The sequence below is a fragment of the Limibacterium fermenti genome, from assembly GCF_041902845.1.
GTDB lineage: Bacteria > Bacteroidota > Bacteroidia > Bacteroidales > Dysgonomonadaceae > Limibacterium > Limibacterium fermenti.
Window position 1 is genome coordinate 2,452,954 of record NZ_CP159486.1, and the last position, 25,220, is coordinate 2,478,173.

At 39.5% G+C, this 25,220-nt stretch carries 16 protein-coding genes; all 16 read right to left on the reverse strand.

The genetic code is table 11. The features are described from left to right. Positions 1-263: 263 nt before the first annotated feature. Complete coding sequence (locus ABNK31_RS10850) at positions 264-1,337, reverse strand: Tat pathway signal protein (RefSeq protein ID WP_418892542.1); 1,074 nt, start codon at positions 1,335-1,337, stop codon at positions 264-266. A 12-nt stretch (positions 1,338-1,349) separates the two neighbouring features. After that, positions 1,350-2,099: an alpha/beta hydrolase gene (locus ABNK31_RS10855; protein ID WP_418892543.1), complete on the reverse strand. Its 750-nt coding sequence runs from the start codon at positions 2,097-2,099 to the stop codon at positions 1,350-1,352. A 286-nt stretch (positions 2,100-2,385) separates the two neighbouring features. Continuing rightward, on the reverse strand, positions 2,386-4,515 hold the full coding sequence (locus tag ABNK31_RS10860) for a hypothetical protein (protein WP_321579731.1): 2,130 nt from the start codon (positions 4,513-4,515) through the stop codon (positions 2,386-2,388). Positions 4,516-4,529: 14 nt separating this feature from the next. Next, positions 4,530-6,251: a glycoside hydrolase domain-containing protein gene (locus ABNK31_RS10865; protein WP_418892544.1), complete on the reverse strand. Its 1,722-nt coding sequence runs from the start codon at positions 6,249-6,251 to the stop codon at positions 4,530-4,532. A 32-nt stretch (positions 6,252-6,283) separates the two neighbouring features. Further along, positions 6,284-9,379 (reverse strand): DUF5107 domain-containing protein, encoded by a 3,096-nt coding sequence (locus tag ABNK31_RS10870; RefSeq protein WP_418892545.1) that lies wholly within the window; start codon positions 9,377-9,379, stop codon positions 6,284-6,286. 30 nt (positions 9,380-9,409) lie between these two features. Continuing rightward, on the reverse strand, positions 9,410-11,146 hold the full coding sequence (locus ABNK31_RS10875) for a RagB/SusD family nutrient uptake outer membrane protein (protein ID WP_418892546.1): 1,737 nt from the start codon (positions 11,144-11,146) through the stop codon (positions 9,410-9,412). 254 nt (positions 11,147-11,400) lie between these two features. Then, complete coding sequence (locus ABNK31_RS10880; protein ID WP_418892547.1) at positions 11,401-12,258, reverse strand: IS3 family transposase; 858 nt, start codon at positions 12,256-12,258, stop codon at positions 11,401-11,403. Then, a complete protein-coding gene (locus ABNK31_RS10885; RefSeq protein WP_418892548.1) occupies positions 12,255-12,542 on the reverse strand; it encodes a transposase in 288 nt (95 codons plus the stop codon). Before ABNK31_RS10885 ends, ABNK31_RS10880 begins: the two co-directional genes overlap by 4 nt. Positions 12,543-12,574: 32 nt before the next feature. After that, a complete protein-coding gene (locus ABNK31_RS10890; protein WP_418892549.1) occupies positions 12,575-15,646 on the reverse strand; it encodes a SusC/RagA family TonB-linked outer membrane protein in 3,072 nt (1,023 codons plus the stop codon). Between the two features lie 32 nt (positions 15,647-15,678). Further along, positions 15,679-16,395, reverse strand: a complete 717-nt coding sequence (locus tag ABNK31_RS10895; protein ID WP_418892550.1) for a DUF6261 family protein — start codon at positions 16,393-16,395, stop codon at positions 15,679-15,681. Positions 16,396-16,904: 509 nt separating this feature from the next. After that, a complete protein-coding gene (locus ABNK31_RS10900; protein ID WP_418892551.1) occupies positions 16,905-17,978 on the reverse strand; it encodes a twin-arginine translocation signal domain-containing protein in 1,074 nt (357 codons plus the stop codon). An 89-nt stretch (positions 17,979-18,067) separates the two neighbouring features. Beyond that, positions 18,068-19,492: a twin-arginine translocation signal domain-containing protein gene (locus ABNK31_RS10905; protein ID WP_321579727.1), complete on the reverse strand. Its 1,425-nt coding sequence runs from the start codon at positions 19,490-19,492 to the stop codon at positions 18,068-18,070. A 139-nt stretch (positions 19,493-19,631) separates the two neighbouring features. Next, positions 19,632-21,008, reverse strand: coding sequence for a DegT/DnrJ/EryC1/StrS family aminotransferase (locus tag ABNK31_RS10910; RefSeq protein ID WP_418892552.1), 1,377 nt, complete (start codon positions 21,006-21,008; stop codon positions 19,632-19,634). 47 nt (positions 21,009-21,055) lie between these two features. After that, positions 21,056-22,432, reverse strand: coding sequence for a hypothetical protein (locus tag ABNK31_RS10915; RefSeq protein ID WP_418892553.1), 1,377 nt, complete (start codon positions 22,430-22,432; stop codon positions 21,056-21,058). A 15-nt stretch (positions 22,433-22,447) separates the two neighbouring features. Further along, entirely contained in the window at positions 22,448-23,830 is a 1,383-nt protein-coding gene (locus ABNK31_RS10920; RefSeq protein WP_418892554.1) for a neutral/alkaline non-lysosomal ceramidase N-terminal domain-containing protein, read from the reverse strand. A 15-nt stretch (positions 23,831-23,845) separates the two neighbouring features. Continuing rightward, entirely contained in the window at positions 23,846-25,219 is a 1,374-nt protein-coding gene (locus ABNK31_RS10925) for a DegT/DnrJ/EryC1/StrS family aminotransferase (RefSeq protein ID WP_418892555.1), read from the reverse strand. Position 25,220 lies beyond the last annotated feature (1 nt).

The window sequence follows — 25,220 nt, forward strand, 5'->3', positions numbered from 1 at the left end:
GTAACAACTTCCATGAAATAAGAAATATTTATTCTTTCTTCTCTACAAAGAAACCCATAATATAAGTTTAAGAAAACTATTTTTGCGAAACAATATCCTCAAAAAGCGTCATTTTTATCAAACTGTTTTTCAATCATTCTAATACTCTTATTCCTGAATATTTAGCGCCCTCAATCAATGCGGGCAAAATCATCATCGTAACATACAATCATTCATTTTATTTACCTCCATATTTATCCTCCACTATTATACCTAAGTTCTCTTTATTTTCTAGTTATCAGTACATTTGAGACCAAATTAATAGCTTCAAGATGTTTGTTTAAGCAAGGAGGTAATGTCGGTCTCCAAATCGTTTGCATGAACCCCTTAAGTCTATCAGGATGGACAATTTTCGTACAATACGCTACTGTTTTTTCAAAATTATAATCATCCTGAAGGTTACTTCCGGTTGGCACCTGATCAAAGCCGTGCGCTTCCAACTTATCATATAATCTTACATATTTTTCATTTATAGGATTATCTATTTTTTCGAATTGAGAGGCATAATACCAATTACTTTGTAATACCGATTTGGGCATTTTTCTGAAAAAGTCATCCGGATGATCCCATCCATAATCAGACCAAATCCAAGGGCGTACATTTTGTTTTTGTACCACATCAATAAGATAATAGAAGTCATGCCACCACAATTCTCCTTGGCGGATTACCACATACTCATGAGTCTTCTGATGCCATGCCGTTTCTTCATCCATTCCTAAATGAAAGAAACGCGGAGTATCGAATATTTGACAGACTTCCTCAATCAGGTTTTTACAGACAGTATAATATTTTTCGGTAGAAATCATACGCTGATAAGGACCTAACCACGCTTTATGTCCTGTGGAAAAATTCAATTTGGGAATAGGTTCCAATCCCATTCTTCTAATTCTTCTCACTTCTTCTTTCAACTGCGAAGGAGTCCAAGCTCCTTTAACGGCAATTTCAGGATGACTGTCATATCTTACCCCATCTCCCAAATCAATAACCACCATATTCATTCCAACTTCAACCATTTTCTCCAAGAGCTGATCCCAAACATTTTTATCAAAGGTCAATTCCGGATGATAGTGCTGCGCCCAAGTCATCGTCTCTTTGCAATCATTACTTGGATAAGTCTTAGTCCTGTACTTTTCGGGAGTATTATCTTCCCACATATTATAACTTAAGTGGAGTAAATTAGCCCAAATCAGCGTTTTTTTAGTGTCCGTTTTTTTTACTTGTGAAAAAATAGAATTCGGCATTGCTGCAATCATTCCGACACCTGCGATTTGTTTAATAAAATCTCTTCTATTTGTCATTTGTTTAAATTGTTATTCATTTTTTGAAAGGGGGATATTACATAATTTCCGGTCAATTGATTCATAAATTTCATTTCTTATATTAAAAGGGAAATCATGTCCGGCATCGGGATAATATACTTTCAGATTTTCCTTTACACCGAACGATTCGTATATAGCCGAAGCCTTACGAATGCCCTCTCTTACCCCCTCGACATTAAAATTCTTATCCTGTAACGGAGAATTTGAAATGAACACTCGGGGTGCAATTAACATAATAATTTGATGGAAATTAAACGGTATTTTATTGGAATCCAACTGATATTTTGTTCGTAATAAAGGCATATATTTATCTTGCGCCCAAGGGCCTAATTTTCCACCATAGATTTCTTCGGCAGATTGTCCCATATCATAATACTCAAATTCCGTCCAGCCGCAACTTGATACGACGACTTTTAAACGCTCGTCGAATGCCGCAACAAACATGGCATTATGTCCTCCTAAAGAATGTCCTATCACACCTATTCGTTCGGGATCAACCGAATTAAGACTTTGTAATAAATCAACACACCGAATGTGGTCAAAAATTCCTTTCATTGTCCCTGATTCATAACGATCGTTCTCAAAATCATAATCTTTCAGCTCTCCAAAACCCGGATAATCTGGGGCTATAACGACATATCCTCTTTCCGCTAATTCTTTTGCTATTGCCCTATTCGGTAAATGGCTCTGTCCATCTACAATTCCTTTACCTGAAATTCCTGTGGAATGCAATACCAACATGGCGGCATGTTTGGCTTGAGCACTATTGCCTACCGGTACATATAAATAAGCGGGGAGGATTTCATTGTCAGCAACCGTAAAACGAATTGTATAACGAATATAATTTCCGCGTTTTACACTATCCCTGTACTGCACATTCATAGGAGGAAGATGGGCGCGTTCCGGTAATGCGCCCATAACAGCCTGTAAACTATCCCTTATGGAAATAAGGTCTTGACCGAAAAGATTTCCACATCGAATCCATAATAGAATAATTAAGGAGGTGAATAATTTTACAAACATCAGACTATTGAAGTAACGCATAAATTTTTATATCACTTAAATCGACATCGAAACGATAAGCACCGCTTTTATTTTTCTTCAAATTGATTATTTGCTTTTTATCATTCGTTTCAGGACTCATCAATCTCAATTGTTGAGAAGGTAATGATTTCAATTTGATTTCGTAGGACAACCGGTTGTTTGTTATAAAAGAATCAATATCCTGAATAATCGCCAATCCTTGATTATCCTTGATTGTCGGATGCGGAACGGGTTTCATGGCCGTATTCATAAAATGCATCGTAAATTTCCCGTCGTTCATTCTCATTCTTACCGCCCATCGAGGGTCTCCGCCTGTTTGTGTAATTACAGGTGAAAATTCTCCTTTGTCCATCAACTCCGATAAAGGATCCGAATCTATAGCCGAACGAATAATCGTAATCTTCTTCCCGAATAATTTTATTAACTTATTCGACAATGGTACGGGGCGTTTAAAGCCTTTTTCATCGTGTGTCCCAAAAGGATAGGCAAGCCACGCTTTTCCATTTGAAGCCAAATAGCTGCAAAGAGCATTATATTGGACATCCGATACACACGCAACCCCATCTAAAATAAGAGGTGTGCTTTCTTTCTTTAACGCATTTCCATCAGCCAACTCTTCGGTCCGCAGAAAACGATACCCGACATTGTGTTTAACCAACAATCGGGACCATGCCTTTAATCGATCCCAATGTTCCTTTCCATTTTCATCACGCCATCCGTTATCCCTGCAATAACTATTGCTTACAAGTCGCACCTCTACCCAATCGTTTCCTTTTGTATAATCGAGATCGCTATTCGTTACTTCCCAGTTATTCCACTCATGAATAACGTCTTCCATTTCGCGAGCATCTACAGGGTCTTCCTCTAATCGTTGATTATGCGTACTGCTCCAATTCGTAACACCCCAAAAACGACTTAAGGCCCATCCTAAATACCCTCCTTTTTCATAAATGGTATAACTCAAGGCAATCGCAGGAGAATTGCCTCTTTGCCGGGAAATATCTTTTTGATGTAGGGCTTCGGCATCTTTCGAAACCCAATTTATTGAATTTACATTTGTTCCGACATTTTCCAACATAAAAAAATCGAGATAAGGAGCCATTTTTTCCAAATCGAGGGAAATGGAATTCAATAAGATCGGCCCCGTACTCGAACAGCAAGACATCAACGGAATATTCCCTACCACCGATTTTACCAACTTAACGTGATCTACAATTCCATCTATCTTCATACGAATAAATTCCCTGAAAACAGGATTCTCATAATTTCCCCACTCCAACATAGGTTTTGAGGTATCTCCCCAAAAATCGGGATCATTAAAGGGTGGAATGTCCCTTCCATAATCGCGTTTGAAGCGTTCCCGACAATACGGACATCCGCAAGCGGCAAGCCCCACATAATCACACATATCATCTACTTCTATCGCATCAATCGGAACGTCATTCAGTAACCGATTGAGATATTTGACATGCATATCCAAGAAATTCGGGTTATTATGACAAAAAGCCTCCATCTGATATTGAGCGGCATACCCTCTACTGCCATCCCGAATATCGACTTCGCATAAATCATTGAATAAATGACCTTCGTATTGAGCATAATCAGCAGCTACAGGATCATGAAATAATAATACATGATGGCGATGACTTTTATGCAATTTACGGAACTCTTCTTGATTTTTAGGACGATGTATATGGTTACAAGAATAATGATCCATGTACTTTATTCCATACTTATGTAATTCCTCACAGACATTCGCCATATAACCATGAATATGTCCAAAATAATTGGCGTAATTGAATCGAATATGAAACCCGTAATTGACCGCCATATCTATTTTAGCTTCGGCAAAAGCTTCAGCCCTTCTTTTTATTTTATCGCGAATGCTTTTTTGAGGCCATTGCAGATCTTCTATCGTAACCCACCAACTGGCAACTCTTTTCGGAACAAACGGAATATCCGGAGGAGTTGAAATCATTTTCGAAACATCCGGAAGGGTGATTTTAGTTTGAGGACCTTTTTCCGGCATAGACGAAGCAATAGAAGTATTTGCTATACCTAATCCGACACTTGAGATCAAGGCATGTTTAATAAATTTTCGTCTGCTTTCCATTCCTTTTTTTACTCCTAAATAGATAAAAACTCCAACATCTCTTTTCTTATTTTCCTGAAAAAAGCAATACTTTCATCATATTCGTTGAAGTTAAGGATAATTGAATCAACAAAACCTTTCGCTTTAACGGGATCTTTTTTTTCTACCATTTTCAACAACTGATAATCGTCAATCCCGTCCCTCATCGTCTCAAAACGAATAGAAGTATATAACTTGCGATATCCAGGATATATAATACAATTATCCCCTGCGGGTAACCGTCCTCTATCCCTTGAGGCATCGGCATACAACTGATCTTTTTCCCAATAATTAAGTCCCCAATGCAAATATCCGGTTGCATCGTATTTATAATTTATCCAATGCAAATAACGAGTTTGGTTGAGAGGCAACTCTATAAATCTATTCGCATAATTTCCCCTCGGCCCTACGCAAGTATAAAACCAAATTTCTTTACCCTGCTTCTTTAAATCTTGATAAAAATTAAAATCTTTATGGAAGACATCCAATACAGGAACCCAAATATCAATCGCCCCCGCCAATTCTTTAGAGGTTAAAACGGCATCGATAACCTTCACTCCCGGTAAGAACTGATGGATATAATTGCTTATGGTAACATAAGAAGAAGCGTTTTTAGCTGTGGGTTCGTCTGCAATATGTTGCATATATCTGTTTAGCCATCCTTTTTTTTCGAGATGTTCTTTGAGTGCAGGCAAGAACTGGGTAAGGAAATTTTTCGCTCTCTCGTCATCAACCGGAAGTAACGCAAACCGAATTCCGTTTTCAACTTTTTTTGGATTTGGAGAAGCTTTTAATTTACGTGTTTCTTCGTTATCCGGCAATGGAACTTCAACGAAAAAGGGATCATTCCAGGCACCTGAACGCCAAGCCAGGTGTCCTCCTTCAATCCTCTCTAACGCTCCGACTTTATCGAATATACCGGCCTCTTGATCAAAGCGGGTAAAATCGAAAGTATATTTCCCCTCTTTATACGTATATAAAGTATGCCAAACAGGATAAATCCGATGAACATTTTGCCGATGGGCGGCCATTATATCTGCATGCAACTCGATTAGTTCCCAGTATAAGGGTGAATATGCTTCAACTGTTTTATTATTATTTAAATAGCTCAACGTAATCGGACTAAAATGAGCCGACCAATTAGTTATAAGCAAAGGCGATTTTTGCAAAGTAACAGGATAAACACGGATATAAAAATCTTTCCTCCACCTTTTGTTCTCTTTTCCTATTTTCCCCGTAATTTCAACTTGGCCTTTATACAGCCCCGGACTTGTTGATGCAGTTGTCGGGACGCTAACCCATAGAGGTTGGACTTCGCCTTGTTCAATGGAGAAAGCAGAGTCAGGTAAAATAGGATCCGGGAAATAACCGGAAGCAGATCGAATAATATCCTTTGAGGGTGGATTGTATGATCGTCCAACATGGACATAGCCTACCCAGCCAGTAGTACCGGTGAGTTTAGAGGAAACAGACGATACATCGATCACTCTTGCACGCATGTTTTCAATGCCAACCAGCCCCTTGACCACAATCTGCACGCTTGCCGTTTCGCCTCTTGCTACTCTGACAGTATCTACTACATCTCGAAAATAAGCCTGTTCTTTCAAAACTTTTTTCAAGGGATCTACTTGATATAAATAAACCTCTTTATTTATACTAAAACCACCTAATATCAAGCAGGTAAAGAAAAAAAACAGGAGACTGAATTTTTTAATCATAATTATATACTCTTAAAGTGAAACTGCATTTTCTAAAATAATCTTGTATCCTCCGTACCGGAAATAAGTCCTATTATCTTTATTGTACGCCCATAATCAAAAGGATAACTTTTTTCTTTATTTTCCTGATAAAATGCTTTGCCCCAATATTTCATATTTTCATTTTTCTGAGATTCTATCCAGTGGTTAAATAGTTCTTCCGATTTTCGGAATTCTCCCAACTGATAATAGGCTACACATTGTAAAAGAGTGTTCGGCGAATTTTGATTCAATGATGTAAAAGCTACTTTTTCGAGATATTTCTTCTTCATTTCCAAATTACCTAATTTCATATAGACCATAGCACTTAACCAATCCTCTATTCTTGAATCAATAACTTCATCATAAGGTTTTCCTACTCCTAAATTTCTGGGCCATAGACGGGCTTCCTCTATTTTCTTTGAAGCAACCTTCAATCTATCCGAATTAAGAGCCTCTGCGGCTAACATTAATTTAGTTTCCTGATAAAGCAACCGACCGTCACGAGCTCCTTCAAAAGGTAAAATGTGAATATCGTTCAAGACTTTTTCAGCCTCCTTGTATTGTTTATTTCGAATGAATGTTCTTGCATATAAAGTTCCTGTTGGAAAATGAGACGAATTTATTTTATAGAATGGCGTAATCACATCCAAAGCTTTACGTACTTCAGATCCTCTTAAATAAAATCTAGTTAAATAATGCACATACCTCCATTCTGTCGGAGCGAGCGAAATAGCTTTGCGAATATCTTTCTCCTCAGATTCTTCTTCAAAAGCAAGCTGAGACCTAAAAATATAGAACGGAGCAAAATCCGGCCGATCTTCCAATGAAACGAGCAGTTTCCGAGTCTTATCTTTGTTATTTTTGGAAGCGTGTAATAAAGACAAATAATAACTTGCTTTCCAACCGTCCTCTTTATTCATAGCCCATTCAAAAACCGGTTGGCTCTCTTCACGAAAAGGAAAGACAAAAGATGAACTAAGATTTTCTATTTTTTTCAGCTCCTCAACATCCTTTTTCAGATAAGCTTCCCAATATTTTATCTCCGAATTTAAAGGGGCAAGGCTAAAAACGCCTAATGCTCTTTCGTTTAAGCCTAAAGAATAATACCAAACACCTAATTCCAAATAGATTTGTTCCGGCATTTCATTTTTAATAGTGCTTTGAAAGCTCTTTAGATTCGAAGGAGTCTTATTTTGCCAATAGTCTTCAAACCTAATAAAATGATTTAAAGGATCTATAATTCGAATTAATTCGTTAAGAGAATTTGCTTTATTTTTATTCCCTGTTAGGCCGTATAATAAGCCGAGCAATTGCAAACTTTCGATATTGTACTTATTATTTATTAAACTTTTCTCTGCATATTCTATTGCTTTGCAATATTCTTTTTTCAACAGGTAAATTTTAGAAATATCCGTGTATGCCGCGCTCCGAAAGGGAACTGAAAGAGACGCGACTTCAAATCCATCCAAAGCATCATTATACCTCTTTCGTTTCAATGAGGCTCTTCCATATTCAAAATTTGCCGCAGGATCATATGTATCGACACTTAAAGCCTTATATGCATAATAAAAAGCTGAATCATAGTTCATTTTATTATAAAAAAGACGAGACATTTCAGTTAATGAAGGTAGGAAATACTCATCGTATTCCAATGATTTCCGTATATAGGCTTCCGCCTGATCGTATAGTCTTAATCCGAAAAAGTCTCTTCCCCGGAGATACTGTCCTTGCGCCGTATCCCAATCAAATTTATTGTTTTTTTCCACAGGTCTTTCAAGAGCAACGGATTCTTTACTCCATACTATTTTAGTACCTAACCTTATCAGATAAATGGAATCAGCTTTTAGTAAAGAAGTCCGAAACTCATAGGATTCCGCAATTTCCAATGACACCGGTTCTTGAAGAAGTAATGCCTCTGCTTTACTATAAAATTTAAGAGTGTCTTCTATTTTTTGCAAAGGATAGAAATTGAGTGAAAATAATTCATCACTTTCATTTATATGTATTATTCCTTCCAACGTTACATTACTCACACCTCCGGTTTTTTTGTAAGGAAACCAATATTCATCCCAGGTATCAGTGGAATAGGGCATAAAGCCGATCTGTTTAAAAGGAGTAAGACTACTTATAGGCATGTTTTGATTAAAAAGCCTTCCGCTCTGAAGCTCTACGTATTGCCCGTTATTGTCCGTAAGTAATTCCTCCCAAATTTTACCCTGATCAGACAAGGCCCAACTGAAAATTTTACGCCCCAATTTTTCATCTCTCTCGGCATAATGCATCACTCCGGCATCTTCCGAAGCCCAATAAGCTCCAAAATAAGGACTATGAACTCCTGTAATATGGTAAGATTTGGAACCAATATAATTATTATCCACCCATCGGGATAAATTTTTATTCCTGGAAGAATCTTTTGGCCAAGACAATGCAACCCCATCATGACGGATAATATATTTTCCGGGAAAGATGAATTTCAAATCCTCTTTAGCAAGAATTCCCGTATTAACCCAATTATAGTAAGGTTGTATTCCTGAAGTAGGATTATGCCAAAAAGAGCGAGTAGTGAACCAAGCCTTGTCTTTAGGCAAATTAATTTCTACTGTCCAGCGAGTTCTTGTCAATAAATCCAAAGCTCCGACAAAACAACTAACACTTCCATCGTCCTTTTCAAGAGTTGTATAATCCACAGGAAAAGAACAAGTAGGAGCGTGCCCCACCACCCCGTAATTGAACTCGATTCCTCCGCTTGTCCATGGTCCTCTCAAGGATATATCTCTGAATTTAATTACATCATTGCCATAGAATAATTCTTTCCCATTTGTCTTGTCAATTACGGATCCTATTTTTCCACCGATCTCCGGAAAAATCTTTATTTTAAGAAAATCATTTTCCAGTTCAACAATTTTCCATGATTTTTTTTCTGCTCTTTCAGTAAATCCGTCATACCTATAGTAAGGATAAATCTTCCCAAAAACGGGTATAGGATCAGGATCCGAAAAGGGATAGGTGGTATATGCGTTTTCATACTCCCTTATCTGTGCTGAATTTTGACTATAAGAGAAAGAGATAAAAAACAACAAGAGTATAGAAAAGAATATTAATCGCATTACAATATATATTTTGTATTTAATAGCGGGTTACTGCCATCCAGGATTTTGAATTAATTTCGGATTTTTATCTATTTCACTTCCCGGAATCGGCCAAAGATAATCCTTGTCTTCAAATTTTGTGTAATAGATATGGTTTCCTAATGCATCAGCAACATCTCCGTTCATTATTTTTTTTGCAACTTCCCATCTCCTGATATCATAATATCTTAATCCTTCAGCAGGAAATTCCACCGCCCGTTCATGCATAATTCTATTAAATACAGCGTCTTTAGTGCGAGCTTCCAACCAAACAGAGCCACTGTTAATTTCAGGCATATTTACCGAGGGACGCTGTCTTACTTTGTTAATATATTTAACCGCATCATCTAATTGACCTTGTTCATTATAGCATTCCGCTAACATGAGTAGAACATCAGCATAGCGAATGAGCGGAAAATCAATAGGTATGTTATCTCTTGAAAGGCCGGAAATACCCATATCTCCTTCCGGTACAAACTTCCGATACAAATACAAATAATTATTCTTATAACGATTAATTACAATAAAGCCATTTACCGTGTTTACGCCGGTTGCATAAACAAATTCACATAATTTATTTTTGCCTCCCACATAACCCTGATAATACGTATAGGGTAGAATGATAGTTTCTTTCATCCTCGGATCTCGCTGTTCATACATTGCCAAAAGCTCCTTGTAATACTTTGGATAGGTCTTTACTGAGGTTAAATCTTCGGTTAAGGTAGCTTTTAGCGTTTGTTCCCTTATTTCAGTATTTTCATTGTATCCGGGAATAAAATCATTCCAATTGAAAGGACGGCCGTCTTTGCATTCATAGCTGTCCACGAGTCCAACCGACGGCATGACATTATTCCAGCTTGTTCCGATGCAAGCATTACTCCCCATATAATGAGCATAGGGCATACCTAAGTTATATCCTACTTGAAAATAAGTCTGTATCGAAAATATCATTTCATTGCTTCTATGACCCTTTTGCGTAAAAAGATCAGCATAATCGGGATATAATTCATAACCGTATCCTTTCTTTCCGGGATCCAATACAATTTCTTCAAAATCTTTTGCCGCTAAGTCATATTGTTTATTATAAAGATAAACTTTTCCTCTTAAAGCATATGCGGCACCTTTAGTGGCTCGTCCATAATCAGTTTGAGCCCATTTTACAGGAAGGGAAGATATCGCATCCGACAAATCTTTTAATATAAAAGCTCTTGTCTCTTCTTCTGTATTTCGAGGCTTCAGCAATTCCATATAATCTTTATTATAATCGGTCGTTTCATCGTATAACGGTACACCTCCGAAATGCTGCATTAAAAAGAAATAAAATAATCCTCGAAGAAATTTAGCTTGTCCTATAATCTGATTTTTCGATTCTTCACTAATTTCCATTTCCGTAACATTCCGAATCGCATTATTTGTCCGAAACACACCTTCGTAAGATTGTTTCCACCGATCTGAAGCATAGTTTGAGGTGGATGTGAATGTACCATTACTAATGCTCAAGTAACCTTGACTATCATATCCGAATCCGATATCAGACACACAATCCATTCCGAAAAGTTGACTAAATGTTTGAGTTTGCCTCATAGCAACATAACAAGCATTAATCGATTGTTCGGCTTGATCTTCCGTATTCCAAAAAGTAGATGAGCTTAATTTATCTTGCGGAAAACGATCCAAATCATAACAGCCCGTGAAAAGCACTATCAATAATGATGCTAACACTCCCAATATGTATATCTTTTTCATAATGATTTCAATTTAGAATGATAAATTTATACCAAAAACAATTTGTTTCATGGAAGGATAGGACTACACTACTCCCCAGTTGTAGGACAGGTATTATCACTTTATTAAGTGCGTTAAGATAAATATCTTCATACAAATTTATACTTATTATTTGGTTTATAATACTTTTCTTTCATTTTATTCGCTGTTTTTTCTTTAGCTCATGGAGCGAAGGCGTAGCCGAAGCGGAATGAGCTAAAAAAAGGCTCTCCCTATCAGGCCGTTTTCAGCCGTCCCGTTCCACATTGGAAGACTTCTATCGGCGGTCGGTAGCCAAGGCTCTGATGGAGCCTGTCGTGATTATAGAACCGGAAGTACCCGTTCAATCCCTTCCACAAACTGTTTCCATCGTCATACGCATGCAAATAGATGTGTTCGTACTTCACACTGCGCCATAAACGTTCAATAAAGATATTATCGATGGCACGACCTCTACCGTCCATACTGATGCGAATCTCATGCCTTTTCAGGCAATCGGTGTAAATATCCGAAGTGAACTGACTGCCTTGGTCAGAATTGATTATTTCCGGTGTTCCATGTACCGAGATAGCCTCTTCGATACAATCCACACACCATTCCGCGCTCATCGTGTTACTCAGGCTCCAGCCCACCACATAACGTGAGTAAACATCGATAATGGCAAACAAATACATAAACCCTTTCGACATGGGAATATAGGTGATGTCAATGGCCCAAACCTGATTCGGCCTGTCAATCTTCAGCCCTTTCAACAAATAGGGGTATTTGTGCCCATCCTTTCCCGGGATAGTGGTCCTTGTGCCCGGATAAAGGGTCTGCCAACCCACCATGCGCATTAACCGTCTGAGCCGTTTACGGTTGATTCTATACCCTAACAGGGTGAGTAAGGGTAGAAGTCGCTCAACACCATAAAATGGAGTGGAAAGATATTGTTCGTCCAACCAACGCATAATCCCCAAATTCTCCTCACTTTCAGGAGAAGGGGTGTAGTACAACCCGCTACGGTGAATCGAAAGCAGCTTGCATTGACGCACTATACTCATCTCCGGAGATTGACGTTCGACCAATTCGCGGCGTACTTCCGGAGGCATCATCGCAGCTTTTTTTTTAACCAGTCATTGTCAACCTTCAATTCCCCTATCTGACGATAAAGTTCTGCTATCAGACGGTCTTTTTCTGATAATTCATCATGCCCGACACTCTTTTCAAAGACCTTGCTTCCTTCTTCCTTGAAAGAACGTTTCCACTGGCTTACCTGATTGGGATGCAAATCATATTTTTTACACAAACTTTCAATGGTTTCTCGTTCTTGCAATGCTTCCAACGCTACTTTGGCTTTAAATTCAGCACTGAATTTTCTCCGACTTCCTTTATTCATAATTCTTTGTCTTTTACGCACAAAGATACTACTTAACTTCTTGTCCTAATTTTGGGGAGTATTATAGACATTCCGGGAACTTCAGGATCCATTCCTTTAAATTTAGTAAAGGTAAAATAGTTCTCCAGGCCACCATATATTCTTAACTTCGTTAAATCAATACGAGAAATTATATTTTGAGGAAACGAATATCCTATTTGAATATTCCTGATTTTAAAATAAGAAACATCTTGAAGCCAAAAATCACTTGACTGAAGATTCCTATTATCGCCTTCCAACAGAAATCGCGGATAACCGGCCGCTGTTGTACGCCCCTCATACCATCTTCCATCAGCAACTTCTCGGTTAACAATCCTTGACCATCGGAGCTGTGTGGTATAATATGAATTATTAAAATATTGTTTTATATTTCCCACGCCGTCCATTGAAATAGACGCATCCACTCCTTTATAATCAACCCCTAATGAAATGCTATACATCAATTGGGGATTAGAACCCCTTCCAATATTTACTCTATCATCGGAGTTCACCAGACCATCCCCATTTATATCTCTATAAAGAAAATCTCCCATTTGTGGAGTTCCGAAAGGAAATGGATTCATTTTCACATTCGTTTTCGTATCAAGTGGCGCATTCTCAATCATTTGCTGTATTAAATCCAAATCTGTTTGAGTTTGTACAATTCTATCCACTTCAAGTACATAGTCGGTATTGATAGCCAATCCTTCCTTAATCATTTGCGTACCGGAGAGAGAATATTCATCGCCTTTGAATTTAATTACTTTATTTTCATTAAACGTGAAATTAGTACCAATAAAATAATTGAAATCGTTTATTTTATCTCTCCAAGACAACGTTAATTCTACTCCCTTATTCCTCACTTTTGCTGCATTTTGCTTGGGAATGGTTGATATTCCATGAACATCCGGAGCAGGTAATGAAATTAAAATATTATCCGTTAATTTATTATATAGCTCAATACTTCCGGATAGTCTATTTTTCAAAAGATCCCAATCTATCCCTAAATTTGTAACAGTGGTAGATTCCCAACTTAAATTTGCATTGGAGATTGCTGACTGATAAAATCCTACTGTCGGAATATTATTAAATACATATTGATTGGTAGATAGTACAGGAATAGCATCGTAATTTCCAACAGCATTGTTTCCCAATGAGCCATAAGAGATTCTTAACTTTAGATTATCAAGCCATTGATAGCGAAACGAGTTCATAAAGGGTTCTTCTGATATCCGCCATGCAGCAGAAAACGAAGGGAAGTTTCCCCATCGGTTCTTTCCAATGAATCTCGAGGAGCCATCTCTTCTGAAGTTAAATTCAAAAAGATATTTTTCAGCCAAATTTAAATTCAATCGTCCAAAATAAGATTGCATCGCCCAATCCGATAATGTTCCGGATGCTGTTGCATCTCCCGTTGCTGCGTTGATTTGAGTAAGGGCTGGATCTATTAAGTCTTGTTTTGAAGCGCTGAAATCTTCCGAAACATACTGTTCTTGACTTCCTCCCAGCATAATTCTAAAATAGAGTTTATCAAAAAGATTTTTCTCATACGCAGCCGTTACATCCATAAAATTCCGCATATATCGGCTTTCGGAATTGGTAACCGATATATGTTCTTTTGAACTTGGAACGGTTTGAGTATTGGTTTGAAAATTCCAAAGTTCTATAGGAACAGGAATGGTCGTTAATTTATTTACATAAAATGAATAATTATAAGAACCATCTAAAAAGAAGCCCTTTATTGGATTTAAAGAGGCAAAAAAGCGTCCGTTAAAGACATGGGATGTATTGCTTCCTGAAGTCTGCCGCATATAGGCCAATGCCGAGCGCGCAACCTGATTGTCCTCGATATTCTGCGTTCCTCCCAATCGCCCGTCGGGATGTTTAACCGTTACTGTTGGAATTGCTAAAATCGAGTTCTCAAACATACCCTCCAAATTACTACTTCCGCGATCTTTATTGGTTAATATTCCGTTCAAGTTCACACCAACATTTAACCACGGGGTGATCTGTAGTTTATTGTTAGCCCGTATGCTATATCTGGAATAGGCCGTATTTTCTATTATTCCGGGATTATTGGCGTAATTGAAGGATACAAAAGAATTTAATTTATCTGTTCCACCGGATGCCGATATATTATGATTCATTGTATTTGCAGTCCTAAATACTCCATCATTCCAACTGGAATTAGGCCAGAGAATCGGGTCATCATTGGCATGCTCTTTCCATAATTGAATATTCTCATCAGAATAAATCTGAGCTTGTTTAGAATTTTTAGCCCCTTCATTTATCAACCCCATCCATTCAACACTATTACTGACAAATGGCATCAGATGGGCAACCCGCTGGGCGGCATAATAAGCATCATAATTAATGGATATTTTCCCGGATTTTCCTTGCTTTGTGGTAATTAATATGACGCCATTTGCAGCTCTCGAGCCGTAAATAGAAGCAGAGGCCGCATCTTTCAATACGGATATATTTTCAATATCTTGTGGAGAAACTCTGGAAATATCTCCTTCTGCACCATCAATAATAATTAACGGAGAGGAATTATTCAGTGTTCCCTGTCCGCGTATCATTAGTGTGGCATTACTGCCAGGGTCATTATCCTGAGAACGGACATACAAGCCTGGGGCAAGCCCCGCAAGGCCGGCTGATAAATTTGTTATTGGCCGGGTTGTAGCTATCTTTCCGATATCGATAGAAGAAACAGAACCTGTTAAATTCACTTTTTTTTGCGTTCCATATCCCACAACTACCACTTCTTCCAAAGCTTCTGAGTCTTCCTCTAAAACAATATCAATGGAAGTCCTTCCTTTCACTGGGATAGTTTGTGTTTGCATCCCAACGTACGTCACCTTTAAAGTTGCATCAACAGGAACATTTAAAAGAGTAAAAATACCATTCGCGTCCGTAATAGATCCCTCTGTTGTCCCTTCCACTTGAACGGATACACCGATCAGCAACTCTCCTTTTGCATCCGTAACTTTTCCTTTTACAGAAAGATTTTGTGCAAATAAATAAAAGGAAAATATCCATAATAATACACATATCGTTCCTCTTAATAAAATTGATTTTTCCATTTGTTAGATTAAATAATTTATATCTAATTGCATTATTTACCAGATGGGTTGTCCTTATCTTTATCGTCCTTGTTATCCCGATTAGAACGATTCGCTTCTTTGATCAACTCATCCAAATCATAATATAAGTCCTTCCATGCCTCTTCGTTATGCATGGCAGATACTAAAGCAAAAAAATTCCGCAAGGCATCTTCCAATTCCTGACGACTTTCGGATGCGGAGGGTATTTGTCTTAATGACGAATTCGTATTCGTTTGTTCGCCCGAAATGGTTTCGAAATCATCTTGCGCGCTCTTCAATAATTCATATTCCTCTGTCAACCCCAAACGCGTAATCGCAGCTTGTCTTTCTTCCGTAGATAATTTCTGAAACAATTTCCCCATTACGGTATTTTGAGCAGCATACGATAATCCTGTGATATCGCCAACCTCATCAAAAACCCGAAGCAATGCCTCCGCGTCTGCATTTTTGGCTGTACCTGTAAAAACAGATAAGGAGATCAAAAGCCGCCTAAAATTGTAAAAAAAACGATCACGACGAAGATCCTTGTTTCTCACTTCTTCGCCCAGTTCACTGTAGGTCTTTTTAATGACTACATTTTGGTATTTATCGTTGGTTTTCGTTAACACGGATACTAACGGATTATCTTTCAAAACACCTTCCAAATGGCCGGAAAGTACGGCCAACACACGTTGGGCCAAATTGCCCAACACCTTTGTCGATAAACGGTTAAATGTTATTCGTAACATACTGCACATTATTAAATAAAACTCTGATTTCCTATGGTTGCAAATCGTTTGCAGCCTTTCTGCTAACCGGCGGAAAGCTTAAAAAAGTTTTGCGCCCTTCCTGTCTCTCTACGGAAAGCTTGAAAAAGTTTTACAGCCTTTTCGCGGAGCAGCGGAAAGCCTGAAAGTTTCCCGCAGACGATGTGCGTATCGGCGGAAGTTCTGCAAAATATTTTCAGGCTTTCTGTTCCTTTGCGAAGAGTTTGAAATGGAATTGTAAGACTTCCGTAATTCAGCGGAGATTCTGCAAGAAGCTTTCAAGCTCTTTGTTGATAAAAGCAAATGTTGTCCGCCTTTTGTTTGACAAGCATATACTATATCACCCATCCTTTTCACGTATCAATAATAATCCCTCAACTTAAACGACACCTTTCGTAATCGGATGTAGTTCTCGTCTTATCTTTATACAAAGAAATTTAAAATAAAAGACGTGAATGTTCACTTTTGCGAAATAATATCTTCAAAAAGCGTCAAATAGCGTCCCCTATTTGGTTAACCGCGTCGGTATGCTTTTGAAGAAAAGGAGGTAACATGGGCATCCAAACCGATTGCATAAAACCTTTTAAATGCTCGGCAGAGATGATTTTTGTGCAATAATCAACCGTCCGCATAAAATTCAAATCTGTAGAATAATTACTTCCTGTAGGAATCTGATCATATCCATGAGCTTCCAATTTATCGTAAAGCTTCACATAAATATCGTTTATGGAATTCGGTTCATTCTTAAATTCTTCGCCATAATACCAATTGCTTTGCAATACCGATTTAGGCATCTTTTTAAAAAACACCTCTTCATTATGCCATGCATAATCCGACCATATCCAGGGCCGTATATTTTGTTTTTCGACGATATCCGTCAAATAGTAGAAATCATGCCACCATAAATCCCCTTGACGGATTACCGCATACTGATGCCTTGATTGATGGCCTGCGGTCTCTTCGTCCATTCCTAAATGGAAAAAACGGGGAGAGTCAAACAGATTGCATACCTCTTCTATTAAATCCTTACATACGGCGTAATACTGATTGGAAGAAAGCATGCGTTGATAAGGACCTAACCATGCTTTATGCCCCGCTGAAAAATTCAATTTCGGTATCGGCTCCAATCCCATTTCTCTAAGACGCTTTAATTCGTTTTTCAATTGAGAAGGGCTCCAAGCGCCTTTGACGGCTATTTCAGGATGACTATCGTATTTTACAGCATCGCCTAAGTCGATTATGACCATATTCAAATTCCTCTGCGCCATTAAACCGGTCACCTTATTCCACATGTCCCTGTCAAATGTCAACTCAGGTTGGAAACAATGAGCCCATGCCCGCGCTTCACGGAGGTCGTTTTTCGGATAATCCTTTGTTTGATATTGCGTCGGGGTATAATCTTCCCACATATTATAACTTAGATGCAATAAAACAGCACGAATCTCATCTTGATGTTTTTGCGATTCCCATAAGAGGGTATTTGGAGAATTAGCCGCCAATTTATTGGCCAGCCCCCATGTAGCACCCGCAATTGCAGCTTCTTTTATAAAATCTCTTCTTTTCATTTTATCTGCTTTTCATATTGTTTTGTATTGATTGATTCTCTCCGGTTCTTACGACATTCCTGTAGCAAGAAAACAAAAAGGTGTTCCGCCTATTCCGTTTGCCTATAAAGGGAATGAATGGTATCTAAAATAACTTTTTCCGCCTCCTCTGTTACGGGACTCGATTCTATTTCGTATCCTCCTTCCTGATAGGCTTGTTTGGTACCTATATAAAAAGGCCCGTAATCGCCGTAAGCTGCCATGGCGACAAACTTATCGGGCGCCATCGCTTTTGTGTTTAATTGATACTCGATAAATAACTCTCCGGGAACAAAGAAAACACGGATATTATCATTTATAGCGAGACAATTCATATCGATGGTTTTGCCTTCCAAGGCTCGTTTGTACCATCCTAACCGGCCCATATTATTGGTTAGATAAGGGCCCGTTTGTTTGAACATTTCTTTCTCTATCCCCGCCGTCTTGGAATTGACGGGAAGCAAGACGGGTTGCGTAGCCCATTGAATATTTTTTGAGGATACGGAAGCTTTAATCGTATGGTCCCATGCCCGTTTCATCCCATCGGCCATTCTTTCAGCCAACACCAATCGATTTATCCGACTTCCGTCATTGTATTTTCCGGCCGCGATATTTCCTCCGGCTCCATTAAAATGAATATGTAAAGCATCGGGAACCGCTAATTGGCGCATACACCGCGCAATGCCCGGAAAATCGGGATTCGCAATGCCTGTCCGGTAATAACTCTGCGGATGCGTGGCATAAAAACTCAAAACGGCTACGGGTTTCTCTTTATTCCAAAAACTGAGTACGGAGACCTCCGGATCGATAAGTCCTTCGGGTTTCGCTCTCAAGGACGGATCATCGCAAGAAGAGCCTCTCATCGTCCGGATTTTGCCGTTTACCATATCTATCCTTCGATTGGAAGCGACTTCATATACGGGAGCTTTTCCAAAGCCGACAGCCGTTACAGCTTGTAAATTCTTAAGTGTATTGCCGATAGCTTGTTGGATATTTTTGATCAATATCCGGGCAAAAGTTCCGTCAAAACATCCTACCGGAAGATGATTTTTCTTCAATATTTTTTCCGACGTGAAATCGCATATCGGCGCATCATGTTGGTGAACGGTATGTACCGCCACTCGCCCCGGAGTAGTTCCTGCGGCAAGCGCCAGCGATTGTTTAAAAACATCCTGCGATTCATTGGCTATTCCTATCCAATCAATCGCGCATAAGACGATCGGTTTGCCGGCGCCGATGAGAACAATTCCCCTCGCCCGCAAAGAGAAATCCCATGAAGCGGTCATCGGATCATAAGCCAAATCGTTCCCCACCGGCGGCGTAGCATCCACATCGAACGTGCCTATTTTTAATTGTTGGGGTGATTCTCCGGATTTTCCATAGATAGTATCGGCTATGTTTTCCCACGGCTTAACAACGTTCGCAGTTGCTACGGCTGCCGCACCGGCAGTTACGGTCGTTAAAAACGATCTTCGAGATACATTTTTCAATTTCATGTTTTTATTTCTAAATAAAAAATAATTCTTTTTGATACGACCTGAATTTATAATCTATCTCCCGCAGATTAAGCGGATTTCAGCAGAAATAAGATATATCTGTGTTCATCCGCGTTATCCGCGGGAAATATTTTTCTCCTTAAGAAATCAAATGCAATTTGTCCCTGTTATCATATACCTTCATGATGGCATTGATCACGTCGTCCATGTCTTTCTGCGTTCCGAGTAACGGTCCGGACGCCCATAACATAACCATGTTGTCGCAGACCCAATCGCAATTAGGCAAATACAAATCCTGTTTAAATTGTTGAAGCCTTTGGGCCGAATACATGGTTTTATATTCTTTTCTTGCAAGGATATTTTCCGTCCAAGGTTCGCGATGCAATCCGTTTTTGATATATGGACTTAGTCCGATTCCTTCGGCGGCAACGGCTTTCAGAAAAACATCCCGGTGAACATTATTCCAATGCTCTTTATGATAAGCCATGGTATAAAGGTAAAACGATCCTTTGGTGGTTCCTTTATACAATTTCTGAGGAACAAGCCCTTTAAAGCCTTTCAATTTGGACGTCAGGTAGGCGGCGTTCCTATTTCGGGTTTCAAACTGTTCCTGGGCATGATTCAACTGTTCCATAAGAATGGATGCCTCGAGTTGATTCATACGATACTTCGGACCAATCGTAACCGAACGTCCTTGTTTATTCGTCCCATGATTCATTACCGTATAGCAATCATCCAACAGTTTTTCATCGTTACTGCTGATTCCGCCACCTTCTCCACAACAAATTGTTTTACTCGTCTGGAAACTAAAACATCCGGCATCGCCAATCGATCCCAGCTTTTTGCCCTGATATTCGGCCAGATGCGCCTGACAGGCATCTTCAATCACCCTTAAGTTGTGTTTTTTGGCAATCTCCATGATACTTTCCAAATCGCAAGGTTGCCCCATCATGTGAACAGGGATGATCGCAACGGTGTTTTTATTTACTTTCTTCGCCACTTCCGCAGGGTCTAATTGAAACGATTCTTTGTCCAGATCTACCATTACAGGAAGCGCCCGGGCGCTGATAATAGCAGAAATAGTCCCCATATCGGTGTAGGGGGTTGTGATGATCTCATCACCGGGTCCAAAACCCATCGCTTCGACCACCGTATGCAGCGCCTGCGTTCCCGAACCGGTCGTTACACATCCTTTTACACCCAACATTTGAGCATATTTTTTCTCAAACGTCGGTACTGCGCCGTTCACGCCATCATCGATTCTATTCCATTTACCGCTTCTGACTGTTTTGGCTACGCTTTCCACTATTTTTTCATCCACATAAGGCCATTTGGGCCATACTTTGTTTTTGACAACGGGCTCTCCGCCTAACGCAGCCAACTTATCGGCCCGTTGCTCATAAATATTGGAGGAAATGTTTTCCAGCGGTTTTACAACATTTGCACTGGCTATTGCAGCCGCACCTGCAGCTGCGGTAGTCAAGAACGATCTTCTTGTTACCTTTTTTGATTTCATAAATTTTATTTTTATCGGTTTATAATCTTATATTGAAAATTTCAACACTATTTTTGCAATTGTATCTTCACCAAATCCTCTATCTCTTTCCCGTTGTGTATAAAACGCGCCAAGGTATATACGTTGCCGTTATCATCCAAAGCAATGGAATTTACATAAGTAGGATACGTTCCGTCTTCATAAAATACACCTCCCAAGTCTTTATATTCCTTTTTATTGATATCATACGTCACGAGATGGAGGTGTTCCAATCCCTTCGCCGCACCTTTATTGATTTTATTCACTCCGGCAACCCTTTTTCCGTTTTCATAAATCGGAGCGCCCGTCAAGTAATAAATTACTCCGTCGTTATTAATGGTAAAGCCTAAATAGCCATAACTGAATAAATCGAACATGCCGCTTTTCCGGGACGGTTCGGAAGTAATCCGATCCACGATCTCGATTTTTTTCTCTTTCGGGTCGAAACTAAACAAGTACCCTGAATTGCCATGAACGCCGTACGCCTTGTTTTCGGGTCCATACCAATATATTTTTCTCCAGTTATAACCCATGCTTCCGGCATCTTTCGGATCATACGTTCCAAAATAATCGAGCCGCAAATCTACTCCATCTAATTTTTCAGGTGCTTTCAGCGAAGGATTATAGTAAAAAATGTCTCCGTCTCCGGTCGAATAATAGACGTTTCCATCACGCGGATCAATAAACATCGAACGACAAATTACCCGGAAGTTATCCGTTCCCAACTGTGTTTCGCCTGCTTTTGAAACAGCCCCTACATTCCGTAACGTATTCGCTTTAATATCATAATCGATCAACAATCCTTTAGGCCATGTTAATCCGTAAAGATGATCACGCTCTTTATCCATCACCACCGTGATAATTCCTTCACCCTCGGGGGCAATAGCTAAACTTTTCAGTTCTTTGGTATTTAAGTCATAATAACAAAAATGTCCTCCCGGATAAAGCTTGTATCCTTCGGGAGCGACCGTCGGAACAGTTTCCGCCCCGTCGATCATCTGATAATATCCCAGATGAGTGGCAAAATATAACTTCCCGTCTTTTTCATAAAATTCGACGTGGCTTTTCCCTTGAGCAATATATTTTTGCTGCTTTTCTCCCAATGCTTCCGATAGATCGGCTAGAAATTCAACTTTATCGGCTTGCGGATCGTAACAGTATAATTGGCCTCCGACATCATGCCTCGTTGAGGACAGGACATAATAAATCTTTCCGTCGCTGGCTTTGGATATCGCATTATACGTATCGTGCGCATCCTCGAACCCGGAAAAATAACGCTTGCCGATCAATGTGTCTTGCGCAGTGGTTTCATTTGTCTTTTGATTACTCTTGTTCTCTTTTTGACTCGTATTGCAACCGATCAAAAGAAAAAATAAAAACGCTGGTAATAAAATAATCTTTTTCATGCTTTAATTTCTAATTTATTGATTTGTATTTATCGTATTTATCACTAATTCTTTAATTCCTCCCAATATAATATCTTCGATTTTCGGATCCCATTTTGCAGGCAATCCATATACGCGATGAGCCGTATCGCCTTCATAACCGCCTTCTTCGATGACCTTGGCGGAAGGAATGTACCCCATCACATCATTGGCATAAGCCATCACAAAAATATCTTGTCCGTACCATTCTTTCAATTGGATTCCATAAGAAACCAATACCTCGCCTCCCATCACAAAAAGAGATTGATTTCCCAATTTCCAATATTGGATCGGATAAGGATAGGTTTTGATGAATGAACCTTCCTTCTTATATTCGGCGATCGTCCCTTTTGCCCATCGTCCTTCGAAATCATTCCGGTTGGCGACTTCTTGCATTTGCTCTATTGTTAATGGTTGGGCAAGAGGAATATCGACTTCCTTATATTTCACTCGCAGTCGGCTTTCCTGAGGCTTCATCTCTCCGGATAAAACACTCTCCACAGCCGCCGCTAATTGTTTCCCGTATTGCTTAGCCAACGGAATCGTGCGCCTTGGCAAAGGATTCTGATCGGCGCCTACCCCTTGGAAAAACAAAGCCGTTGCACCGGGATACATTTTTTCCAATTCAATCTGGGCGAACCCCGGATAATCGCCGGAAAAGCGATTCATCGACAATGTGGTAGGATGACAGGCATATCCGAAGACAATGGCAATCGGGTTTCCATCCGTACCCTCTACTTTCATTACGGGGACGGCATAATCGTTAGGCCCTTTCAGAGAAGTGGTACCTGTCAGTTCGTTTTCTTTATTATTGCGCCTATTCACCTGAAAACGAGTGATTCCGTTTTGAGTATATATCTTTGCCGGCTTCATGTTTTTCATCGACTCTCCGACTAATTCAAACAGCATTTCTTCCAATTCACCGGTATATTCATCAACTTTGTGCCAATCACCGGTTTTCATCGGATAAATATAATGTAGCGCCCGCCCCACAACCGGGCCGGAATGCGTATGCGAACAATTCAATATAATCTGCGCCTTTTCCAGTCCATATGTTTTTTTGATTTTATCCCTCAATTTATCCGAGAAATCTTTAGGAATTGCTACTAAATCCAGGGTAACCAATACCGATCGAAGCCCTTTAGCATCCTCCAGAGCAAGCGCTTTGGCCCATAAATCGTGAACGGCCCCTTCCGAAGGCGACGTTCTGCTGGCATACCCTCCCATCCATACCGAAGTTGAAGGAGTAATAGTTTTACGTGCCACACCTGCTTTCCAAACAAAATGACCAGGGGAAAAGGATGGGTCCTTTTGTCCATAAGAAACAGCGGTTCCCATTAGGAAAAACAAGACGATCAGATACCTGTATAATAACTTCATAACATTTATTTATTCTTATCCTTTTTTGAACTTCAGCACGATTTTATCGGCATTCCGATAGATTTTCTCAACCGCGTTTGCAATATGATCCATATCCGAAACAGTCCCCAACAAGAGGTTTTGTGTGAGCCATATTGCTTCTTCATTACAGATCCGATCACTAACGGGACACTTATTATGCATCAGGAAATTATGATAATTCAAATCATCTGTTGTATATAATTTTCGATACAATTTCGATTCGAAAGCCGCTTGGATAAACGATTGAGTCTGCAATGGCGTATAGCCGGGAGAACAAGGTATTCCTTCTGCACGTAGTGCTTCCAAAAACAAAGCCCGAGACATCCCTTTAAACGCATTCTTATTATATAATAGCGGATATAAATGATAAACGGCTTTTGTGGTTTCGGGATATAATCTGGCGGAAGAGACACCGGGAATATCTTTTATCCTCTTCGATAAATATTGGGCATTTGTCCATCGAATATCCGTTTCTTTCTCCAGATTTTTCATCTGTACAAGCCCTATCGCCGCTTGATATTCTGTGAACCGTATCTTATATCCGACCCTAATTGCTCCACCGCTCACATTACCCGGTTGAGATCCATAAGGAAAGCCCAAATTATGATACGAATAACACCGATCCATAAATTCGGAATCATTGCTGACAATAGCGCCTCCTTCACCGATAGGCATATTTTTGGATGTTTGGAAACTGAAGCATCCGGCATTACCGATAGAGCCGACTCTTTTACCGCTTACTTCCGCCAAATGCGCCTGGCAAGCATCTTCAATTACGATTAAATGATGCTTCGTGGCTATTGCCATTATTTGGGTCATATCAGCAGGAATCCCCAAAATGTGTACCGGCAAAATGGCCTTTGTCCGAGGAGTAATTTTCTCTTCTATTTTTACGGGATCTATTTGAAATGTAGTCGGATCGACATCTGCGAAAACCGGTAAGGCGCCATTCATCAGAACAGCTTGTACCGTCGCAACAAACGTATACGGGGGAACGATGACTTCATCACCGGGACCGATATTGAATTGTGCCAAAGCCGCGACTAACGCATTCGTCCCGTTTACCACTGACAGACATCTCTTTGTGCCGATAAGTTCCGCCCACTTGCTTTCGAATTCTTCGGTAACTTTGGATCTTGACCAAACGCCGCTTCGTAAAACCTTTAAAACACCCTCATCATAATCGGGTGATTTCCAAACAGGCCAATCCGGCCATAAACCGAGATGGGATTTCGTTCCGCCCAAGATAGCGGGTAACCGGCGATCGGCATTCGTTTGTCCCCATATATAAGAAGAATTCAAACCTGAAAGAGTCAATACACTTGCTCCTCCCAATACTGTTTTTGATATAAATTTACGTCTATTCATG